This window comes from Prosthecobacter sp. (genome assembly GCF_044373815.1).
Classification (GTDB): domain Bacteria; phylum Verrucomicrobiota; class Verrucomicrobiia; order Verrucomicrobiales; family Verrucomicrobiaceae; genus Prosthecobacter.
In genome coordinates this window covers 1-21182 of the sequence record NZ_JBIPNG010000061.1, presented here as the reverse complement: position 1 = coordinate 21182, position 21182 = coordinate 1, and the positions used below count along the sequence as shown (strand labels likewise).

The 21182-nt window shown below is 58.9% G+C and carries 19 protein-coding genes; 14 read left to right on the top strand and 5 right to left on the bottom strand.

Going from position 1 to position 21182, the window contains the following annotated elements; all coding sequences use genetic code 11:
• The 4 genes from ACIREA_RS07790 to ACIREA_RS07775 all read left to right on the top strand — a co-directional run.
• On the top strand, positions 1-397 hold a 397-nt coding region (locus ACIREA_RS07790), incomplete at its 5' end, for a TonB-dependent receptor (protein WP_397381695.1).
• A gap of 150 nt (positions 398-547) precedes the next feature.
• The gene (locus tag ACIREA_RS07785) at positions 548-2038 is read left to right on the top strand and encodes an exopolysaccharide biosynthesis polyprenyl glycosylphosphotransferase (RefSeq protein ID WP_397381694.1); all 1491 of its coding nucleotides are present in this window, start codon (positions 548-550) and stop codon (positions 2036-2038) included.
• 93 nt (positions 2039-2131) lie between these two features.
• Positions 2132-3049 carry a glycosyltransferase family 2 protein gene (locus ACIREA_RS07780; protein ID WP_397381693.1) on the top strand — a complete coding sequence of 306 codons (918 nt, stop codon included), beginning with the start codon at positions 2132-2134 and terminating at the stop codon, positions 3047-3049.
• 190 nt (positions 3050-3239) lie between these two features.
• On the top strand, positions 3240-4715 hold the full coding sequence (locus ACIREA_RS07775; protein WP_397381692.1) for a hypothetical protein: 1476 nt from the start codon (positions 3240-3242) through the stop codon (positions 4713-4715).
• 321 nt (positions 4716-5036) lie between these two features.
• Here ACIREA_RS07775 and ACIREA_RS07770 read toward each other — a convergent pair whose 3' ends face one another.
• Positions 5037-6197 carry a KamA family radical SAM protein gene (locus ACIREA_RS07770; protein ID WP_397381691.1) on the bottom strand — a complete coding sequence of 387 codons (1161 nt, stop codon included), beginning with the start codon at positions 6195-6197 and terminating at the stop codon, positions 5037-5039.
• 424 nt (positions 6198-6621) lie between these two features.
• On the opposite strand from ACIREA_RS07770, the gene ACIREA_RS07765 reads away from it, so the two are divergent.
• The 7 genes from ACIREA_RS07765 to ACIREA_RS07735 all read left to right on the top strand — a co-directional run bounded on the left by ACIREA_RS07765 (position 6622) and on the right by ACIREA_RS07735 (position 15502).
• A complete protein-coding gene (locus ACIREA_RS07765) occupies positions 6622-8151 on the top strand; it encodes a DUF4080 domain-containing protein (protein WP_397381690.1) in 1530 nt (509 codons plus the stop codon).
• 80 nt (positions 8152-8231) lie between these two features.
• Positions 8232-10139 carry a tetratricopeptide repeat protein gene (locus ACIREA_RS07760; RefSeq protein ID WP_397381689.1) on the top strand — a complete coding sequence of 636 codons (1908 nt, stop codon included), beginning with the start codon at positions 8232-8234 and terminating at the stop codon, positions 10137-10139.
• A gap of 30 nt (positions 10140-10169) precedes the next feature.
• Entirely contained in the window at positions 10170-10886 is a 717-nt protein-coding gene (locus ACIREA_RS07755; protein WP_397381688.1) for a hypothetical protein, read from the top strand.
• 60 nt (positions 10887-10946) lie between these two features.
• The gene (locus ACIREA_RS07750) at positions 10947-11600 is read left to right on the top strand and encodes a helix-turn-helix transcriptional regulator (protein ID WP_397381687.1); all 654 of its coding nucleotides are present in this window, start codon (positions 10947-10949) and stop codon (positions 11598-11600) included.
• Complete coding sequence (locus ACIREA_RS07745; RefSeq protein WP_397381686.1) at positions 11597-12337, top strand: hypothetical protein; 741 nt, start codon at positions 11597-11599, stop codon at positions 12335-12337. The genes ACIREA_RS07750 and ACIREA_RS07745 overlap by 4 nt, the downstream gene beginning before the upstream one ends.
• Positions 12338-12424: 87 nt before the next feature.
• Positions 12425-15094, top strand: coding sequence for a hypothetical protein (locus ACIREA_RS07740; RefSeq protein ID WP_397381685.1), 2670 nt, complete (start codon positions 12425-12427; stop codon positions 15092-15094).
• A gap of 57 nt (positions 15095-15151) precedes the next feature.
• The gene (locus ACIREA_RS07735; RefSeq protein WP_397381684.1) at positions 15152-15502 is read left to right on the top strand and encodes a VOC family protein; all 351 of its coding nucleotides are present in this window, start codon (positions 15152-15154) and stop codon (positions 15500-15502) included.
• A 3-nt stretch (positions 15503-15505) separates the two neighbouring features.
• Here the strand turns inward: ACIREA_RS07735 and ACIREA_RS07730 are convergent, their stop codons facing one another.
• Positions 15506-16621 carry a quinone-dependent dihydroorotate dehydrogenase gene (locus ACIREA_RS07730; RefSeq protein WP_397381683.1) on the bottom strand — a complete coding sequence of 372 codons (1116 nt, stop codon included), beginning with the start codon at positions 16619-16621 and terminating at the stop codon, positions 15506-15508.
• Between the two features lie 72 nt (positions 16622-16693).
• Here ACIREA_RS07730 and ACIREA_RS07725 point away from each other — a divergent pair, with 72 nt between their 5' ends.
• Positions 16694-17179: a DUF6985 domain-containing protein gene (locus ACIREA_RS07725; RefSeq protein WP_397381682.1), complete on the top strand. Its 486-nt coding sequence runs from the start codon at positions 16694-16696 to the stop codon at positions 17177-17179.
• 55 nt (positions 17180-17234) lie between these two features.
• Here the strand turns inward: ACIREA_RS07725 and ACIREA_RS07720 are convergent, their stop codons facing one another.
• Positions 17235-18512 carry a hypothetical protein gene (locus ACIREA_RS07720; protein WP_397381681.1) on the bottom strand — a complete coding sequence of 426 codons (1278 nt, stop codon included), beginning with the start codon at positions 18510-18512 and terminating at the stop codon, positions 17235-17237.
• An 80-nt stretch (positions 18513-18592) separates the two neighbouring features.
• Here ACIREA_RS07720 and lipA point away from each other — a divergent pair, with 80 nt between their 5' ends.
• Complete coding sequence (gene lipA / locus ACIREA_RS07715) at positions 18593-19495, top strand: lipoyl synthase (protein ID WP_397381680.1); 903 nt, start codon at positions 18593-18595, stop codon at positions 19493-19495.
• 22 nt (positions 19496-19517) lie between these two features.
• On the opposite strand, the gene ACIREA_RS07710 is transcribed toward lipA, so the two are convergent.
• Positions 19518-19940 carry a carboxymuconolactone decarboxylase family protein gene (locus tag ACIREA_RS07710; RefSeq protein ID WP_397381679.1) on the bottom strand — a complete coding sequence of 141 codons (423 nt, stop codon included), beginning with the start codon at positions 19938-19940 and terminating at the stop codon, positions 19518-19520.
• 7 nt (positions 19941-19947) lie between these two features.
• Complete coding sequence (locus ACIREA_RS07705) at positions 19948-20229, bottom strand: antibiotic biosynthesis monooxygenase (protein WP_397381678.1); 282 nt, start codon at positions 20227-20229, stop codon at positions 19948-19950.
• 90 nt (positions 20230-20319) lie between these two features.
• On the opposite strand from ACIREA_RS07705, the gene ACIREA_RS07700 reads away from it, so the two are divergent.
• The coding region (locus ACIREA_RS07700) for a LysR family transcriptional regulator (protein WP_397381677.1) at positions 20320-21182 on the top strand (863 nt) is incomplete at its 3' end.

Sequence of the window (21182 nt, the reverse complement as noted above, 5' to 3'; positions counted from 1 at the left end):
CGCGCCGCCCGAGCACCAGAACAACCTGCACCTGCAGCTGCGTGCCGACGTGGTGCGTGCGCGTGACACGAAAACAGGTCTGTCTCTGCCTCGCATCCCGCCCTTCCACCTATCCAGCACTTTGAGCATGGAGCGCGGTGCTTTCGGTGCTCGCCTTGAAGGCATCTATGCCGCGCCGCAAAGCCAGCTGGCGATGAATGAAGCCCGAACCAACAGCTACTTTCTGGTCAATCTGACCCTGACCTACCGCATTGTTCAGGGGCCAACCACCCTCGATCTCTATGTCAAAGGCATGAATCTGACCAATGAAGATGCCCGTGAGCACACCTCCGTGCTCAAGGATCGCGTCCCGCTGCCTGGTCGCGGTATCGTGGCGGGCCTCAAGCTGACGTTCTGAGGTGCTGGAAACGGCTGTCGGGGTTTCCAAATTATCAAAAATGATACGCTAAACGGTTCTTTTTTCCAAACATGAGATAATTTCCATAGTATTCGGTTGCCGCTAAACCTATATTGAGTATAATTTAGGTAGTCAGTAGACTTTAAGGCCATGGAAGCAACCAACACTAATTCCAAGATACTGGGCTCGGGTGCCGTGTTCCAGGCACTCGAAGCACGGCGTGCATGGCGGGAGAATGAGCAGTTGTCCCCCCACTTTTGGGTTCTCGTCAGCGTATTGGGGGACTTGGTGATGGCCATCTTGGCGGCTTATCTGGCATTTTGGCTTCGATTCCATACCTTCATCCGTGAAATTGGAAATTTCGACAGCATGTCGTTTCGTCAGTATGGCGGCCACATGGCGTTAGGGAGCCTGTCGCTCATCCTAGTGCTGGGCTGGCAGGAGATTTATCACAAGAATGTGCTGCTGCGCACCCGCTGGGTGTCTTCCAAGATTGCCAAGGGGGTGCTCGTCTGGACGGCCGGGTTCCTTGCCATCACGCTCGCGCTCAAGCTGGAACCCAGCATCTCACGTGTCTATGTGATGCTCAATGGAGCCACCGCGCTTCTTTTACTTCTGGGCTGGCGCACGATTTTCATCTCATGCCTGCGTGCTCCGGGCCGCATTGAGGCTTTGCAGCAACGCACCTTGTTTGTGGGATGGAATGCTGAGGCAGTTTCCTTGTGGAAGACCATGAAGCGGGACCAGACCGGCTCCTTTGACATCATGGGCTGGGTTAGGACTGGCAGTGATGAGGATGGCTGTCCGGTGGACGAGGTCGTGCCATGCCTGGGGGATCTTCACGAAGTGGAGCACCTCGTCAGCACGCACGCCGTGGACATGGTCGTCGTCGCGGATCTGCATGGCCCACGTGAGCAGATGATCAGCCTCGCCAATCTGTGTGAGCGTGAAATGATCCAGTTCAAGGTCATCCCTTCGTATTTCAGAGTGTTCGTTTCTGGTCTCACCCTCGAAACCATTGCCGGCACTCCGGTGCTGGGAGTTACTCGTCTGCCTTTGGATGACACGCTCAATGTCATGACCAAGCGCATTGTTGATATCGTGGGTGCCACGATTGGGCTCGTGCTGAGCGCCCCGATCATTGCATTCTTTAGCGCCGCGGTGTGGCTGGAGTCACGGGGGGCGGTGTTCTATCACCAGCGCCGCTGGGGTTTCAATGGTGTCCCCTTCAGCATCATCAAGATCCGTTCCATGAAGATGAATGCCGAGTCTGCCAAGGGGGCGCAATGGTGCGTCAAAGACGATCCGCGCCGTCTCAAAGTGGGGGCCTTCATGCGCAAGTGGAACATCGACGAACTGCCGCAGTTCTGGAATGTGCTGAAGGGGGAGATGAGCCTCGTCGGCCCGCGTCCGGAGCGCCCTGAGCTCATTGCCGGCTTCAAGCATCAAATCCCTCATTACAATGCGCGCCATCACTCCAAACCCGGGATGACCGGCTGGGCACAGGTGAACGGCCTCCGGGGCGACACGGATCTCGGTGAGCGCATTCAGTGCGACCTCTGGTACCTTGAAAACTGGAGCCTCTGGCTGGACTTCCAGATCATGCTCCTGACCTTCTTCAAGCGGGACAACGCCTATTGAGAATTGAGCGACGCTTGCGTCAAAGTGTGCGGCATCAGGTTTCGGCTTGTTCCTCAGTCTTAAGTCTTTAGGGTTCGGCTCAGTCATCGTCCCATGCCGCTCTTCACGGTTTTCACGCCCACCTTCAACCGCGCGCACACTCTTCACCGCGTGTTTGAAAGTTTGCAGGCTCAGACCTGCAGCGATTTTGAGTGGCTGGTGATCGATGACGGTTCCACGGATGACACTCCTGCCTTGATGGCCCGTTACCAAAGCGAAGCCAGGTTTTCTGTTCGCTACCTGCGGGAGCCGCACCGTGGTGCGCACCATGTGCACAATCTCGCCCTGCGGGAAGCCCGGGGGCAGCTCAGCATCAAGCTCGATTCCGACGACGGCTGCGTGCCGGAGGCACTCGCACGCTTGAAGTATCACTGGGAAAATATTCCTGCTGCCAAGCGTGAATCTTTTTCGGGAGTTACCGGCCTCTGCCGTGATCAAAACGGCCTGCTCGTCGGCTCACGCTTTCCATCAGACCCGCTGGACTGTTCGGCTGCTGAACTCGAGTACCGGCACAAGGTGCGCGGGGAGAAGTGGGGTTTTCTTCGGGTGGATGTGCTCCGCCAGTTTCCCTATCCCGAGGACGTGCCTGGCAATTTCATACCGGAGTCCTACATCTGGTGCCAGGTGTCAAAGCACTACGTGACTCGCCACATCAATGAGGAGCTGCGGATCTATTGGACGGATGCGCCCTCGCTGGTTCATGGTCTCTCCAGTCCACGCACGAATGCCGAAGGGCATCGACTCATGTTCAAGATGGTGCTCGATCTTGAATGCGGCTGGTTCTTCACCGCTCCTCTGAGGCTGCTACGGGCCGCCGCGCAGTACAGCCGTTTTGCCTTCCTGCGCGGGCTTGGTTTGGCCGCGCAGTTTCGCACTGTAAAGTCCCTCGGGGGCCGTCTGCTCTGGCTGGCGGCGCTGCCGGTCGGCTTCCTGCTCTGGCAGCGCGACTGCCGGCGGTTTCCGCAGTCTTGAGAAACTTAACCGCCGCACCTCTTCGGGTCCTGCCGCTGCGGAGGCAATGGGATTCCGGTTATTTTGCCAGTTGCCCGGTCTTTTGTTCAAGATTCCGCAGGCCATTGTCCGTTTCTGTCCGCAGCACGGATGGCCAAGCACCTGTCAACCAGTGGCCGGATGTGGCGGATAACCTCTCAATCTTAGCAACATGACTCTTCACTCATTCATTCACAGCCAGTCGCGGCTGCTACTGGTCATTTCCTCCCTGGCCGGAGTCCTGTTCTCGGCAGAGGGTGCGGAGGATGTGGTCGCCATTGGGTCACGACGTGAACTGTTTGTGGACCGCCTGCTGGTGGGGGATCTGAAAAATACGGTGCTCAAGCTGCATGAGCCGCAGCTCATGCTGCCGGTGACGCAGCCGCGACCGCATGGGAATTACGCCACAGTATTGCGTGCGCCGGACAAGTTTCAATTTTACTACCGCGGCGACAAAGACCCCAAGGTGACTTGGAAAACACAGGGCATCGAAGCTTATCACGATGGCGAGGTGACCCTCTATGCAGAGAGTGTGGACGGCATCCACTGGACGCTGCCAAAGCTGGGACTTCATGAGCATCCCGCCTTTCCCGAAGGAAATATCATCCTCATGAACGAGTTCATGGTGAATCACAATTTTACGCCGTTTATTGACACCCGGCCCGGTGTGCCCGCAGATGAAAAATACAAGGCGCTGGGCGGTCTGGCCTTTCAGCCGCAGCAGCAGGCGGTGCGTGAGAAGCGTGGTCCGGGCGGTCTGAAAGCCTTTGTTTCACCCGATGGCATCCACTGGAAAAAACTGCGCGAAGAGCCCGTGATTCCGGAGGCCTGGGGCAAGTATTTTGACTCGCAGAACTACGCGTTCTGGAGCGAGGCTGAGCAATGCTACGTCTGTTACTTTCGCCGCTTCATCGGCGGATTGCGCGGCATCGCCCGTACGACGTCGCAGGATTTCATCCACTGGACACCCTTCGTCGAGATGAAGGCCAATCTGCCGGGCGAGCATCTCTACACAGCGTGCACGCAGCCCTACTTCAGGGCGCCGCATCTTTATCTGGCCCTGCCCACGCGGTTCATGGAGAAACGCGGCGCGGCGACGGATATCCTCTTCATGAGCACACGCGGCGGAGAGACTTATGACCGCCTCTTTACTCAGAGCCTGATCCGCCCTGGGCTGAGCAAGGAGGGCTGGGCGAACCGCGCGAACTACGCGGCGATCGGCATTCATCAGACGGGGGACACGGAGCTGTCGATGTTCCTCACCAACGGCAGGCGCTATACCCTGCGGCTGGATGGCTTTGTCTCGGTGAACGCTCCGCTGGAAGGCGGCGAGTTTATCACCCGGCCGCTGACCTTTGAAGGAAGTGAACTGACGATCAACTATGCGACGAGTGCGGCAGGACAGATGCAGGTGGAAATTCAGGATGCGCAGGGCAAGCCCGTTCCTGGCTTCTCGCTGGATGCGTGTGATCCGATTTACGGTGACCACCTCGACCGCGTGGTGACCTGGAAGAAGGAGAGCGATGTGGGCAGGCTGAACGGGACGGTGATCAAGCTCAGGTTTGTGATGTCCGACGCCGACCTCTTTGCCTTGAAGTTCCAAGACAACCCAGGTGCCTCAAGCACCGGGCTTAAAGGGGGCGGTTAGAGGGGGGGAATGAGGCCTTTGTTTTCCTGGGGCTGCCACCAGCGCTTGGGCCTGAGTTAACGCGACAGCTTCTTGGAGTGCGTGCGGCAAGCCTAAGCGCGACGCCGCTTTCGCAAGCCGGACGGCAGGCTTACGACCAAAGAGTACGCTTCACCCCGCGAAAGCGGTAGCTACGATGCAGGCTTGCGCCGTGCATCTGCGCGACCGCACTCCAAAACGCTGTCGCGTGGCATGGCACCTTATTGCCTTGAAATCCCTCGGCGGTCGTCTGCTATAGCGATGGCTATGCCGGTCGGATATCTACCTCAGGCTTGAGGAACTCTACCGCCGCACCAACGCGGGTTCGGGATACTCGAAGGTCTTGCCTTCGTAGTTGCGGATGACCACGCGCTGTTCGTCGCGGACCAGGACGTAATCGGGATTGAGGGGGACTTTGCCGCCGCCGCCGGGGGCGTCGATGACGAACTGGGGCACGGCGTAGCCGGTGGTGTGGCCGCGCAGTTGTTCGATGATGTCGATGCCGTCGGCCACGCTGGTGCGCAGGTGGGAGCTGCCCTGGATCAGATCGCACTGATAGAGGTAGTAAGGGCGGACGCGGCACATGAGCAGCTTTTGCACGAGGCTTTTCATGACTTCGGCATTGTCGTTCACGCCGCGGAGGAGGACGCTTTGATTGCCCAGCGGCACGCCGTGATTGGCAAGCATGGCCAAGCCGTCACGCACTTCGGTGGTGAGTTCGCGCGGGTGGTTGGTGTGGATGCTCAGCCAGAGCGGATGGTGCTTTTGCAGCATCTTGCAGAGTTCGGGCGTGATGCGCTGCGGCACAAAGATGGGCACGCGGCTGCCGATGCGGATGAATTCGATGTGCTTGATGGCACGCAGACGTGTGAGCAGGGCGTCGAGCTTGGCGTCTGAGAAGAGCAGGGGGTCGCCACCGGAGAGGAGGACGTCGCGCACTTCGGTGTGGCGCTCCAGGTAGCGGAATGCGGCTTCGAATTCGGTGTGCAGCTCCTGTTCGCCCACGCCGGAAACGACGCGGCTGCGGGTGCAGTAGCGGCAGTAGCTGGCGCAGCGGTCGGTTACCAGAAACAGGACGCGGTCGGGGTAGCGATGCACCAGGCCCGGCACGGGCATGTGGCTGTCTTCGCCGCAGGGGTCGCTCATTTCATCGGGGTCTTCCCAAGTCTCTTCGATGCGGGGGATCACCTGCCGGCGGATCGGGCAGCCTGGATCTTCGGCGTCGATGAGATTGAAATAATGCGGGGTGATGGCCATCGCCAGCTTGTTGCCGGAGAGCAACACGCCTGCGCGTTCTTCCTCCGTGAGCGTCAGGTGCTCCTCAAGTTGTTTGAGGGTCGTGATCCGATTCTTGAGCTGCCAGTTGGCGCTGTTCCAGTCGGAAGGGGAGATGTTCTTGGCGGACCAATAACCTGGAGCATAGGAGCGGAACTCCTTTTCAGGCAGCGGTGAGGTGTCGTGCATGTACTGCGGGATCGGTGGGCGCGGAGGTTAGGCGCGGGTGGGTTGAAATGTCAAACGTCCCCTGCGGGAGTTTGGGTGCATTCCATGCGGAGGCCTCCCGGCCTGCGTGCGGCAAGATGCCCCCATATCATTGACATTGAGTGAAAGGTAAGTTTCCTCCTCAAGGCTGAAGATCCTGCCCGGCCCGCCTAGTCGAGGTGTGAAACCACGATGTAGATGCACAGGCCCAGCGCCGTGAGCAGAAAGAGGTGACTGGGATGCAGTTTCATGAATGACTCGTCTCGGTGTCTCCAATTCTTGGAATTTAAGAGGATACCGTATGCAAAGCAGCGTGCGTGCCAATGCGGGAGGGCGGCTGCAGGATGGACCAAGGCGAGCGCAAAGGTGTTTGCCGCGCAGCGACTACTCGGCCACACTCGGTGTGATGCCCGACATCGTCCTAGCCACGCTCAACGCCAAATACATCCACAGCTCTTTCGGGCTGCGCTACCTGCTGGCGAACCTGGGAACCTTGCGTGAGCGGGCCTGCATCGCGGAATTTCAGATCAATCAGGCACCGCTGGAAATCGTGGAGGCGGTGCTGGCGCTGGAGCCGCGCATTGTGGGCTTCGGGGTGTACATCTGGAATGTCGTGGAGACGACGGAGGTGCTGGGGATGCTGCGGCGTTTGCGACCGGAGATCCGCATCGTGCTTGGCGGACCAGAGGTGTCGTATGAATGGGACGGACAACCCATCGTGGCGCTGGCGGACCATGTGATCACCGGCGAGGCGGATCTGAAGTTTTCCGAAGTGTGTGGCGTGCTGCTGGGTGAAGATGCGGCGGCGCAGGCGGCGCTGCCGAAGGTGATGCCTGCAGGACTGCCGACGCTGGAGAAGGTGGTTCTGCCCTACGATCTCTACACGGAGTCGGATTTGGCGCATCGAATCCTCTATGTGGAGGCGTCACGTGGGTGTCCTTTTACCTGTGAGTTCTGCCTTTCCTCGCTGGATGTGCCGGTGCGTGCCTTTGCCATCGAGTCGTTTTTGCAGGCGATGCAGGGGCTGCTGGATCGGGGCGCGCTGACGTTTAAATTTGTCGATCGCACCTTCAATCTGCACCTGCCGACGAGCATGGCGATCCTGCGCTTTTTCCTAGATCGCTGGCGTGACGGGATGTTCCTGCACTTTGAGATGGTGCCGGACCGACTGCCGGAGCAACTGCGTGACATCATTCGAGAGTTTCCTGCGGGAGCGGTGCAGTTTGAGGTGGGCATTCAAACCTTTGATGAGGCGACCTCGAAGAACATCAGCCGGCGGCAGAACCTGACGCGGCTGGAGGACAACCTGCGCTTTCTGCGTGAACAAACGGGCATCCATGTGCATGCCGACCTCATCGTGGGGCTGCCGGGAGAGGACGTGGCGAGTTTTGGGCGTGGCTTTGACCGGCTGGTGAAGATGGGGCCGCAGGAGATTCAGGTGGGCATTTTGAAACGGCTGCGTGGCACGCCGATCGTGCGGCATGATGCGGAGTTTGAGATGAAGTACTCACCGGTGCCGCCCTACGAGATGCTGGAGAACCGGGACGTTCCCTTTGTCGAGATGCAGCGCATGCGGCGTTTTGCGCGCTACTGGGATCTGGTGGCGAACAGCGGGAACTTTACCGCCACTCTGGCGCTGCTGTGGGAGGGCAAATCGCCCTTTGCCGCGTTCATGACCTTCGCCGAGAGCCTGTATGCGAAGCTTCGTCGCACGCACCAGATCGCGTTGCCGGTGCTGGCGCAGGCGCTGTTTGATCACCTGACTCAAGAGTGTGGTGTGCCGCTGGATGTCGCGGCGGCCACCATGATGCAGGACTGGAACCGTGTGCCGGGCCGCGAGTCACTGCGTCTGAGCGGAACGAAAGCTGCGGAGAGTGAAGTGCCGAAGCGCAGCACTGCTGGGAGCAGGCAGGCGCGGCATGTGGTGGCGGGGTAGGAGAAAATGATGAGTGGCTGCAGCAGACAGTTGCCGAAACTGCTGACAGAACTTAACGGGCGGCTCACTGACACAGCACCATGGGACTCTTCGACAAATTCTTTGGGAAAAAGACCCAGCCTGCTGCTGTGCCAGCCAAAGCAGCGGCGCCCACTCCTCATGGCGATCCGGCCAAAGATCCGAACATGATCAAGGTCTTTGATTCGTTTGGAAGGGAGCTTTTCATCTCACGGGAAGAATGGGTGAAATCCATGCTGCTGCCGAACATCCAAAAGGCATGGGATGATCCTGAAAAGCTTGCGGGCTTCATCATCGGCGGTTTTGAGGATGGATTCATTTCCGAATTGATCGAGAGCGCGGAGCGACTGGCGGTGATCGATCCCAACCATGAGCGTGGCGCTGTTTTGCTGGCCATCGCCTTGCTGAAGAGCAATCGGTTGGAAGATTCTGAGCGCGTGCTGCAGGCGCATATTGCCAAGTATGGAGCGACTGGCGTGGTGCTCACCAATCTGGCGAAAGTGCATGCGCAACGGGATGCGAACCCACTGGCCATGCAAACCTTGTGGCAGGCGCTGGAATTGGATCCCAACCAGGACAATGCCCTCGGCTGGTACGAAGTGGAGCACCGTGAAAAGCAAGGGGAAGCGTCCGGGATGGACGCACTCAAACGAATCGCCGCCCTGCCGGGAAGCTGGCGGGCGCAGCTGTGGCTGGCACGGGCGGCTCTACAGCGGCGCTCGCTGGATGAAGCACTACTACTTTACCAGGAGAGTCTGGCAAATGCGCCGCGTCCGGCGCCGGTGGATCTGCTGACACAAATGAGCGGAGACCTGGGACAGCAAGGGCATCTGCCGGAACTGGTGAACCTGACGGCTCCTCATTTTCAGGCTGAGATTCATGGTCTGCAGGTGGGCAACAATTTGATCAAGGGCCTGCTGGACCTTGGGCAGATGGATGATGCCAGATCCATCATGGACCAGCTGTACGCGCAGAAGCGTCCAGACTGGAAAGAGCATCTGAGTTTTTGGGATACAGAGCTCGCCAAGACCCGGCTGGCCATTCAACCCGAACCCGTTGCTGAAAAACTGGAGGTCACTCTGCTGACCGTGGACGGACCGGTGTGGCTGAAGGCGGATTCTCCTGCGGCCGAATTGTATCCCGTCAAGGATGCGGGGGGACCTTCCATCTGCTTTCTGTGCGGCAGTGTGGAGCATGCGGCTCCGGCAGAACGCATCGAGCACCAACTGACGGATGCTGCGGGCAGGCTCAGCCGGGCACTGCCTTTGTTCTTTGCCGAACAAACCTACTGGCGGACGGATGCGCGTGCAGGCACGCTGATTTCCTGGGTGGTCAGTCCCACCAATGGTTTTATCGTCGGTGGCCGTCCGTGGAGCGATGAGCAGGCGGCGGGGATGGCGCGCCAGGGGAGTGAGCCGAATGATTATGCCGTGACCGCGAATCTGAAGGTTCAGGCAGAGCCGTGGCGTCTTGAGCTGCGCCTTCTGCGAACGATTGACGGGGCCTGTATTGGCACGCTGGAGCGCGATTTTTCGATGGCGTCGCCTGAGGCTGCCATTCCTGCATTCATGGATGAGATTCTCGCTTTGCTGCAGGCCGAGACTGGGGCCGAGGTGCTGCCGCCACCCGCTGCTTATGGTGTGCCGCGGGGGAAAAGCTTCTCGTATTATCTCCTGCGACTGGAGCAACTGCTTGCCACGCGTTGCTCGGGCATGGACGGGGTGCAGCCCGGTTTTTTAAGCGGTGAGCGTGAGATCATTGAGGGGAATTTGCATCTCTGTCTTGCTCATCCGGAGTCACAATCGGTGCGCATTCTCCTGGCGCAAACGCTGCTGGCCATGAAAAAAATCCGACTTGATGTGGTGGCGGAATTTCGCGACAAGGTGGAGCTCTTGCAGAAACAGCATCCGCTGCCGGGTGCCGCGCAAGGTGTGATCGACCGGCTGATCAATGAATGCATGTCAGCATGACCAGAAGTCCTCAGCAAATGTGGTGATCTCATGAGCCTGCCCTTATTCACTCCCCCCCAAGATTACCCACGCCTGAAAGTGGTGGGTAGTTTTGAGGAACTGGTCATGACGCCGATGCGTGATGGCATCAATGCCTTGTGTTGGCCGCGCATGCTGCTGGGGGATTTTGGTGAGATCGTGGAGAAACTGGAGGTGGGGAGGGGGATCACGAGCCTGGATGAGGAGCGTCTTCTGGCGCTGGAACTGAGCGACGAGGGACGGGTGGCGCGCGAGATTTTGCTGCAAGATCAGGAACTGCTGCGTAACCGTGAGCTGTTGCCAAGCCTCGACTGCATCAACGGCTACGTGAATGACATCGAGCCCGACCTGCTGCGCACGGATGTGCAATCCTGGCATGTGGACAGCGCCACTGTGGAGGCGGACACTTATCTCTGCACCTACTTCGGAGCTGCCTCCGAAGGGCTGCGGAATGAGGAGGCAATGCGGCGGGTGGATGTGCCTGAACTGCGCGCGGAACTGCGGCAGCTTTATGGCGGAGGTGATGACGTGGGCTTTCGCGAGTTCCTGAACGAAAATTATCTGGATCTGCATTACAAGCCGCTGCCGCATGCCCTGCCGTTTTCTTTTGGCCTGGGCCACCTCTGGCGCATCGCCACCCTGTATCCGGAAAGTCCGGTGCCCCCGTGCATTCACCGTGCCCCAGCGACGCTGCCCGTACAGCCGCCGCGCCTGCTGCTGATCAGTTGAGGGCTGGACACGGCATTGCGTCCGGCGGGCAGCGGCGCTAGTCTGTAGGGCCACCACGCCATGCTAACCCTGCTCCGAGAAATGCTGCACTCGCCGGTGCTGGACATCGTCCAGCGCCTGAAGCATTCCACGGGCATGACGGTGACGGAGCTGTGTACGGCGATGAAGATGAGCTACATGGGGGTGAAGCAGCACTGCGTGGAACTGGAAAAGGCGGGGTTTCTGGATACTTGGCGACGGCCCAAGGCGGCAGGGCGCCCCGAAAAGCTGTACCGGCTCACGGCCAAAGCTGACGCGCTTTTCCTGAACTGCGGACCACCGCTGACGCTGGATCTGCTGGCAACGGCGGAGAAGGTCTATGGCGAAAGCGCCCCGCCGAAGCTGCTGTTTACTTATTTTCAGTCCAAGGGGGAGGCGTGGGGTGCCAAGCTGGCCAAAGCAACGACTCTGGAGGAGCGAGCCCGACTGCTGGCAAGGCTGCGCAACGCGGATGGATGCTTGAGTGGCGTGGAAACCGATGCGCAGGGCCGTCTCCTACTGGTGGAGCATCACCGGCCGCTGCGGGAACTGGCGGCACGCTACGACATCGTGGATGAACTGGAGTGTGAATTGATCGAGCGTCTCATGGGCTGCGAGGTGCGTCGTTCGGTGGAAGAAGTGTCGGGTCTGGTGCGTGTTACTTTTCACATCAAGACAACAGCGCATTCAGCATGACTTCAGGTAACGCAGGCAGGACAATGGCATGGATCAAGGCAGTGGCAGCAGCAGGCGTATGTCTGCTGGCATCGTGTGGCAGCAGCATCGCTCCGCTGCGGCCCGCCTGGCAGCAGGACCCGAATCTTTTTCACCAGGGCTTTCCAGCTTATCAGGAGCAAATGACGAAGACCCCGCACATGGTCGCACGGATTGTCTATTCCTCGCCGGAGCAGATCGAGCGAATGATGGAACGTCAGGGCGATGTGCCGGATGCGCAGCGCGGATTTGCGCGCATGGGGGATGGCACGGTGGACCTTGCGGTACAGGACGTGGCTTCGGGGCAGTGGATAGAATCCTATCTCTGTGGTGGCATTCTGTTTGTGGCAGGACTGCCGCAGCAGGCCTATCGCATCGTGTTAAAAAATCGCACGCCGATGCCGTTGCAGATCGGCGTGGGAATCGATGGCAAGGACGCCGAAACAGGAGGCGTGGCATCTCTGGGACGAGGCAACCTGCGCGCGGAAAAAAACGGCACACTGGTGATGGATCACACGCCTCGTGGTCCGCTGTTGTTTAAGGCGGTCAACAGTGATGCGGCCTTGTTTGACACCAGCCCCCAGGGGCGCGCGGGTGTCATTCAACTGGCTGTATTTCTTGCCTCCGACGCACCGAGCATCGGGCCGGAAAAACTGCGTGCCAGCCAGATCGCGCCTTTTGGACTGCTTCCGGTCGGCAGGCCGGAGCAGTATCGCTGAGGCCCTGTGCGGGGAGTTGATGGTTATTTATCCAGTGCTTGTGAGTTCGGATGCCTTGGGTAACTTGCTGTGTTCATGCTCCGTTTTATGCGCCGTCTTCTGCTGTTTTTGGTCGCCAGTTTTATACTGGCGGGCGGCGTGTATTTGAACACGACGGCCTTTCATGAGCGCTGGCATGGGTTTGTCACCGGGGAGCTGGCGCAGCATGGCGTGCATTTGAATTTCGAACGCCTGACGGTGAATCCGTTTGGCGGGCTGGTGGCGCGGGGTGTGAAGGTGTTCAATGATGCGAGCAAACAGCACATCGTGGCGTCCGTGGACCGGTTGAATCTGGATGTTGATTTTGGCAGCCTGATTGAAGGCAGGGTCAAGATTGACGGACTGGAGCTGTCGCATGCAAGCATGGCGCTGCCGGTGGACCCGGAACGGCCCGAACTGACGGTGATCGAGCTGAAGGATCTCAGTGCGCGGGCTTTGCTGGAAGAGCGGCGGCTGGACATCCGGCATGCGGAAGGGCTGTTGTCCGACGGGCTGCACATCTTGATCAGTGGTGTGCTGGAACTGCCGGAGTCGAAGTCCTCACAGCCGGGGCCCAGTGCGCAGGAGCGGCTGAGCGCGATACGCGAGCATCGTGTGCAGATTCAGCATGGGCTGGACTGGCTGGCGCGGTTTCGTGCGCCGCATGTGCCCACTCTGAATGTGAAGGTCTCCGGGGCGCTGGACCGCCCGCAGGAACTGAAGGCGGAGCTGCTGTTTCAGGCGGATGGGCTGGAGTTTGAAGATTATGTCTGGAAAGAGCTTGTGGCGGAGGCGGAGTATGACGGCGGGTTTGTGGATTTGAAGCGGCTGCATTTGGTGGATCATCTGGGCGCGCTGGAGGCCACCGCCACGTGGCGAATCGGTGCGGATCACCTGCGCTTCCGGCTGACGTCGAGCGCCGACCTGCCGGGCCTTGCGCAGGCGTTCTTCAGCAGCGAGCAGCTGCGCGAAGTGGTGTTTTATGAAGCGCCGCAGCTGGCGCTGGAGGGGAAGATCTTTTTGAACAAGCAAAAGCCCGAGGATTTTCTGCCAGCGGAGGTGACTGGCAGGCTGGACTGCGGGCGGTTTGGCAGTCGCGGAGAGGTTTTCAATTCACTTAGTCTGACACTTGGAGCGAACCCTGAGGGCATCTTTGTGCGTGATGCGCTGCTGAAGCACAAGACAGGCACGCTGGCGCTGGATTTGATGCATCACCGCACCCTGGGTTTTAAATATAATTTGGGGCTGCGAATGGACCCGAATGTCTTTCTGCCTTTCGTGCTGCTGCCGAAGACACGTGAAATCATCCAGCGCTTTGCCTTCGATGACACCTCGCAGATCGACGTCCATCTGGCCTGTGCCGGACCAACACCCAATCTGCGCGAATGCCCCAGCTCCGGCCATGGTGTGCTGCGCAACTTTCGCTACAAGGATGTACTGTTTGAATCCGCTGAGATGGATCTGGCGCTGTTCGGCGACATTCAAAATTATGCCAATGTGCGGGTGCAGCGTCCGGATGGACCGGCGGAGGCGGAGCTGGTGTTTGTCAACGATGATGACAAGGAGAAATGGCTGCGGCTCGTCAATGTGCATACGGTCGCGGACGCGGCGGGCATTGTGCGTGCGTTTGCTCCGAAGGTGGCGGACCAGATCGCGCTCTACCGTTTCTCACCGGGAACAGACGTGACTGCCAACGGCACCATCGGCTTTAAGAACAATCCCCAGTTCAACAATTACAAAGTTGATTTCAAAAACCCGGTGGGTGGCGCGCATTACGTGCTGTGGAACGAGGACTATCCGATCAATGCACCGAATGGAGACATTCACATCATCGGCAGCATGCTGCACTTTGATTTCAACGGCCGCCTTTTTGGGGACACCCTGAATGCCAAAGGAGCGGTGAACCTCACGACCGGGGTGAGGGGCTATGACGTGGAGGTGCGGGCGGGACGCTTTCCGTATGCTGTGTTTGGCCGCAAGCTGCCGTTTGAAGAGGTGCGGGCGGAGGTGCACAACCGGGAGGGAATCTCCCGAATAGACATCGCGGCAAACGTGCTTGGAGGTGACATGACTTTGAAAGGCAACCTCAACGACAACCGCGAGCCGAACACCTACGATGGTGAGCTGCGCATGAACGCCCTCAGTTACCAGCGATTTGCCCAGGTTTACTCCCCGGGCAATGAAAGTATTGGAGACATCAGCGGTCATTTCAAATTCACCGGGCGCATGAACGACTGGAAGGCGCTGAAGGGCGGTGGTGCGCTGATGATTCTCAATGGCAACCTCCTTGCCCTGCCCGTGCTTGGACCGCTGACGCCGATCATTGGTGCCTTCCTTCCTTCGCCGATCAAGGGCTACAACGTTGCCAAGAAAGCGGACTGCACTTTTGAGGTGTCGGACGGTTTCATCGTCACTGGAAACATCGAGGCCGAGTCCAGCGCTTTTCGCATTTTCAGCCGTGGAAACGTGGACTTCATCCGTGATGACATCGACTTCAACGCGGAGGTGCGCATGCGCGGGCTGGGCATCCTGCTGTTTCCGGTGACGCAATTGCTGGCCTACAAAGGGTCGGGCACCATCGGCGACACCAAGTGGTCCCCGCGCATCTTTGGCGGTGGCAACAAGGACGAACGAAAACCACCCACTGAAAAAGAACTGCAGGAAGCGCAGCGCATTGGCGGCAATCCGGCGAAGGCGCCCCCCGCTCCGCAGAAGCAGCGGCCCTTGTTTGGGAATTGAATGTGGCTGTTTGAAGATTCGCTGTCTTCAGGCTGCGGACTGTGGCAGGGAAGCCGCATGAAAGTAGAACGACTCAAATACGTCATCTGGGCCGCGGACATGAACCGCGCGGTGAATTTTTATGCCGCCGTCTTCGGCGGCGCGATTCTCAAGCAGAACGACATCATCAGCGAGGTGTCCATCTGTGACGGCATCATTGGTATTCATGGCGGTGGTGAGGGAAACCGCACCTGGACCGGGCTCAGCTTTCAGGTGCCGGATGTGATCGAAGGAGCGCGTGAGATTGTCGCCGCAGGTGGCCAGCTCACGCGTGAACCGCAGCCTGAGAATGGCGAACCGCCGCACCTGGCCATGTGCGTGGACACCGAGGGAAACGAGATCATGCTCACGCGCAAACGAGCGCATTGATTTTCATGCGGGGCGGAGATCTGCACCGACTGCTTCGCTCACGTTTTGAAAGCCATCCTTTGCCAGCAGATGGCAGAGACCTTGGTTGATGCGCTTGATGACTCCGGGGCCTTCATAGATGAGGGCGGTGTAGATCTGCACGAGCGAAGCCCCGAGGCGGAGTTTGCGGTAGGCATCGGTTGAGGTGAAGACGCCGCCGGTGCCGATGATGACATGACGCTGGCGGTTCATTCGCGTGGCGAGGCCGGCGATGCAGCAGTTGATCAAGTCTTCGACTGGTTTGCCAGACACGGCACCGGGTAACTTTTCCCATGCGCTGCGCGGTGTGGTGAGGCGCAGGGTGGCGGGTTTTCCGGGCGGGAGATTGAAGGAGAAACCGCGTACGAAATCGAAAGCGTCTGTTTCTGACAGCAGGCGTTCGTGCTCCGCTGGATCGTCACGTGGGGCGACTTTTAGAAACACAGGGCAGGCGATGTCGAGCCGTTTCAATAATTGCAGCAGGCGCGTGATGTTGCCGGGCTGGGCAAAGAAGTCTTTCCCACCGGCGGCATTGGGGCAGCTCAGGTTCAGCATGAGGTAACCGGCATGGGGATGCACCAGCGAGACGCTGCGATGGTAGTCGGCTAGGATGGCATCATCACTGCATGCGGGAGCGCCGGGGCCGTAGTTGGTTTTGACGATGTTCACGCCGAGCGGGATGCGCATGCGATGTGCGGCAAGACGGGGTGCGACGATTTCCGCGCCTTCATTGGGCAGGCCGTAGTTGACGATGATGGCCTGATCTTGTGGCAGTCGGAAGAGGCGCGGCTTGGGATTTCCCTGCGAAGGCTGCGCGGAGATTGAGCCGATCTCGGCGAAGGCGAAGCCGAGATGATCCAGCATGCGCAGGGCACGTGCACTTTTATCCCAGCCTGCGGCGAGACCGATAGGGTGATCGAACTGCAAGCCTGCGACTTCGCACTGCAACTCGGGTTCTTTGAAATCCAGACAGGCGCGGGTGAGTTGTGGGACGAAGGGCAGTGCTCCTGCGATGCGACAGGCCTCGACGGTCCCATGATGTGCCGTTTCTGCATCGAGCTGGAAGAGCAGGGGACGAATGAGGGCGGTGTAGAGGGACATGGGGGCACATGAAAGCGGCTGACAAGGCGGTGGATTGGTGAATGATACGTTCTGTTCTAAAATACAAAATCCATGTCTAATACTGCTATCCATCACCCCATCCTTGGAGTCATCACTGACGTTTATGAGGGCAGCGTTTGGCGCACTGCGCCAATCAAGATAGGAACATTTGGCTATGAGGCAGAAATAGAAATTACAACCGAGGAAGGGCCTCCCACAGGTGAACAACTCGCGGCGGCGGCGAAGGTTGCCAGTTCTGATGAAGGCTTTCGGGACGAGGTTGCTGATTACATGAAGGATGAATACACCAAGTATATTCGTCCTGCCTATTTGAAGACGGTCGGAGATCCAGCATTTAAACGTAACCTAACTGAAGCCGATTTACCTGAGATCAACAGCACATCGGACATCTGGAATGTTATCGAAGGATTTAACGGTGTGTGTATTGATGAAGAAGGCAATCTAAGCCTCGAGTTTGTGCCAAAATTTGACCGTGGTCATGATTTCGCGGTTAGATTTGAAGATGGGGAATTATATGAGGTGTTGATGGACGGTTAAGCCTTGTGTGACGTGAGTTGAACCTGGCGCAATCAATTTGCCAATACATTCTCCATCACTCCCCCGGCACAAAGAACTCCCGGCGCAGTTTGCTGAAGACGACTTCGGAGGTGCCGAACTTGGGGAGGAGTCGGCGGCGGCCGGTGGTGTAGGTGACGTAGACTTCGTCGCGGTAGAGGTGCATGAAGGGGGTGTTCACGGCGTTGTAATCGACGATGGAGAAGGCCTTGGTGTAGGTTTGGTAATGGGCGTCGATCTGGACGACGTCGCATTTGTTGCGAGTGACGGTGTTAGCACCCATCTGGACGCTTGGCGCGGTGAACAGGGCGACGAGGCCGATGGGCTTGCCGAAGTCGCAGAGAGTGGGGCGGCCGATGCCGTAGGTCCATTTGGTGACAGGGACGTCGAAGTGGTAGAGGTCGGTCTTGGCGGCTTTGCACAGCATGTAGCCGGTTTGGATGACATTGGAGCGCAGGTGGAGATAGACGTGGGTTTTGTCCTGGGTGATGACGGGTTCGGCGAGGATTTTGACTTCGTTGTTCAGCAGGCGTGGATCGGGGGCGCCGAGCAGTTCCCAGGTCGCGCCTTGGTCGGTGCTGCGCATGAGGATGTTGGTGAGGAGGCGGGTCTGGCCGTCCTGTGAGTTTTTGATCTGGATGGCGCTGTAAAGCTGGCCGTCGAATTCCACGAAGTCGCAGGCGGTGCTGATGCCTTTGGAAAAGGATGCGCCGGTGCCAGCGCCGAAGAGGAAGTCGAGATGGCTCTGCAAGGCGGCCTGGGTGAGATCGAGCACCTGATCAGGCTGCTTGGCGATGGTGCAGCGGAGGGGGTGGAGTTCGGAGAGCGTGGCGGTGGCGATGTGGTAGTCGCGGTAGAAGGCGCGATAGGCAGAGACGGGATCGCCTTCCTGGCGGCCGGTGAAGAAGATGCGCAGGGTTTCCTCTCCCAGCGCATGGATCATGGGCGCGGAGACGAAGGTGCCGCCGAGGGTGACGCTGCCGGAGGAATCGCCTGCTTTGGCGATGTCGACCCATTTGGCCGTGGCGGTGGGATTGAGGATGTTGAAAACGGCCATGCGGGCGACCTGCCCGGCTTTGTTCTCCTCCGGGGTGGATTCATTGCACTGATACACGGCGTAGCCGATGCCCTGCACGATGCGCAGCCCGGACTGATGGGCGTAAAGCTCCTTCTGGTAATTGCTGATGATCTGGGCCTGATCGACGAAGGACCGGGAGGAGGCTTGGCCGTCCGGTCGCAGGGTGGGTTCGGCGGCGAAACAGGTGCAGACCAGCGCTCCCAGGAGGGGCAAAGGGCGAAAAATGGCGGGCAGCATGATCCCGACTCTATCGCGATGCGTATGGATGTCCAAACGCGTTGCAATTGCCCCCATTTGGGCCATTCATGCCCCCGCCCATGACCCCCAAGATCGACCCCGCCCTGCATCGCGACAAAAAACCGGAATGGATCCGCGTGACGCTGCCGCGTGACCCGAAGTTTTGGAGCACGAAGGGGCTGATCACCGATTTGAAGCTGCACACGGTCTGTGAGGAGGCGCAATGCCCGAACCGCTGGGAGTGCTGGAGCCAGGGCTCGGCGACGTTCATGATCGCCGGGGACCGCTGCACGCGTGCGTGTGGCTTTTGTGCGGTCAAAACGGCCAAGCCCTTTGCACTGGAAGCTGATGAACCGCAGCGCGTGGCCGAGGCGACGAAGCGCATGGGGCTGAACCACATCGTCATCACCGCCGTGGCGCGTGATGACATGAAGGACGGCGGTGCGGAACACTTTGCCCGGACCATCGAAGCCGTGCGTGAAGCCGTGCCGACGATCACGATTGAGATTCTTGTGCCTGATTTCAATGGCAAGGACGACGCGCTGGAAGTCGTGATGAAAGCGAAGCCGCATATCTTCAATCACAACCTCGAAACCGTGGAGCGCCTGACGCCGCTGGTGCGCAGCCGGGCGATGTATCACCGCAGCTTGCATGTGCTGAAGCGTGCAAAGGCGATGGCGGAAGAACTTGGCACCAAGTGCGCCACGAAGAGCGGGCTCATGCTCGGCCTGGGCGAGACGGAGACTGAACTGTTTCAGGCGATGGACGACCTGCGTGAGCATGACGTCACCGTGCTGACTCTGGGCCAGTATCTGCGCCCCTCCCCGCAGCATCTGCCGGTGATTGAGTATGTTCACCCGGACACGTTTGAGAACTACAAGCAGATCGCCTTGAAGAAGGGCTTCCGTCATGTGGCGAGTGCGCCGCTGGTGCGCAGCTCGTACCATGCTTCGGATTTCAAGCCTGAGCTGGATCTGGAGTAGTCTCGTTTCGAACTCTCCCGGTCTATTTGCGGAAGCCGCCAGCCATGCGGTTCCAAAAGTTTGCGAGGGAGATGACAAAGCCAAGAGCCACGATCTCCTGCTCTGAGAACAGGGTGGTCAGTTGATCGTATTCCTGCGCATCGTCATGGACGGTGGCCTTGTGTGTCAGTGCTTCAGCCCAAGCCATTGCGGCCTGCTCACGGGGCATGAACAACGGGGAAGTCTGCCACTCTGGAAGCTGATCGAGGCGTTTCTGATCTTCTCCCAAGTGCCTTGCTTCTGCCTGATGAAGTTGAATGCAGTAGGCGCAGCGGTTGATCTGGGAGACGCGGAGTTCGACCAGTGCCCGCAGGTTGGGGGCGATGGAAGTTTGGGCAAGGTCACGCGTCAGATGTCGAAAGCGGGAGGTCAGTTCCGGCTCGATTTGGGAATAATCAATTCTCATCGGCTGTTTAAAGGGTGCCGGTTTCCAACTGCTCCAGGTAGATGAAGTCGGGTGCTTTGACGCCGGCTTCGGCGCGGATTTGCACCAGCTGGGGGGATTCAAAAAAGCTCCTCGCATCGGCAATGGATGTCCATGCTGAGAAGTGTACGATTTTGTTTGGATCGTCGTAGTAGCTGAGGACCTGATAGGAGCGCTCGCCGGCTGCTTTGCGAATGCCTGCGGCGCGGTTGAAGATGCTTTTCCATGCCGTGTAATCGGCGACTTCGTGGATGATGAGAACGTGCTGCACTGGGGTGGTGGGTTGGGGTGAGTGCGCAGTTAAAGTGGTATTGATTCTTGTGGAAATGCTATCAATGCATCAAATTGATGCTCTGAAAGCATGAATCGTCCCTCCGTCCATGAGCTTGAGTGCTTCGTCGCTGTTGCCGAGGCCCTGAGCTTTTCCAAGGCTGCCGGGAAGCTCAACCTTTCCCAGCCAGCCTTGTCCCGGCAGATTCAGGGACTGGAGTCCAAGCTGACCGCCCGCCTGCTGGAGCGCAACACGCGGGCTGTTTCATTGACGCATGCAGGGAGGTTGTACCTGGATGACGCGAAGCAGCTGCTGACCCAGCTCGACCGGGCAACGGAAGTCATCCGCCGCGTGGGGGCCGGAGAACCGCAACGACTGCGACTCGCCTTTGTCGGGGCGTTGCTGGATGATGGGCTGGTGCGGCTGCTGCAAAAGTTTCGAGCCGAGCGTCCCGATTGTCAGATTCACATGGTCGATATGGCCCCGGCAGAACAACTGACGGCTTTGATGGGCGGAGAGATCGACGGGGCGTTCATCGGTGTGGCACCTGCCAAAGTTTCCCGGCAGGTAGAGACCTTGGTCTGGAAGCGAGAGCCATTGCGGGTGGTGCTGCCGGAGCAGCATGCTCTGGCCAAAGGTGCATCGCTGAAACTCGCCCAGCTCAAGGCTGAAAGCTGGGTGATGGTTTCCGCCAAGGCTGCGCCGGGTTTTCGAGAGCACGTGAGTGTGCTTTGCAGGCAGGCGAAGTTTCAGCCGAAGGTGGTGCAGGAGTCAGATCGTGTGGCGGCTGTGCTTACAATGGTCGCGGCAGGGCAGGGGATCAGCGTATTGCCAGAGTCTCTATCACGCTGGCTCGGCGTTGGCGTGGTCTTTAAAAACATGCGTGAATCGAAAGCGATGCTGACGCACGCCTTTGCGTTCAGGAGCGGTGATCCTGGTTCTGAGCTGCAGGA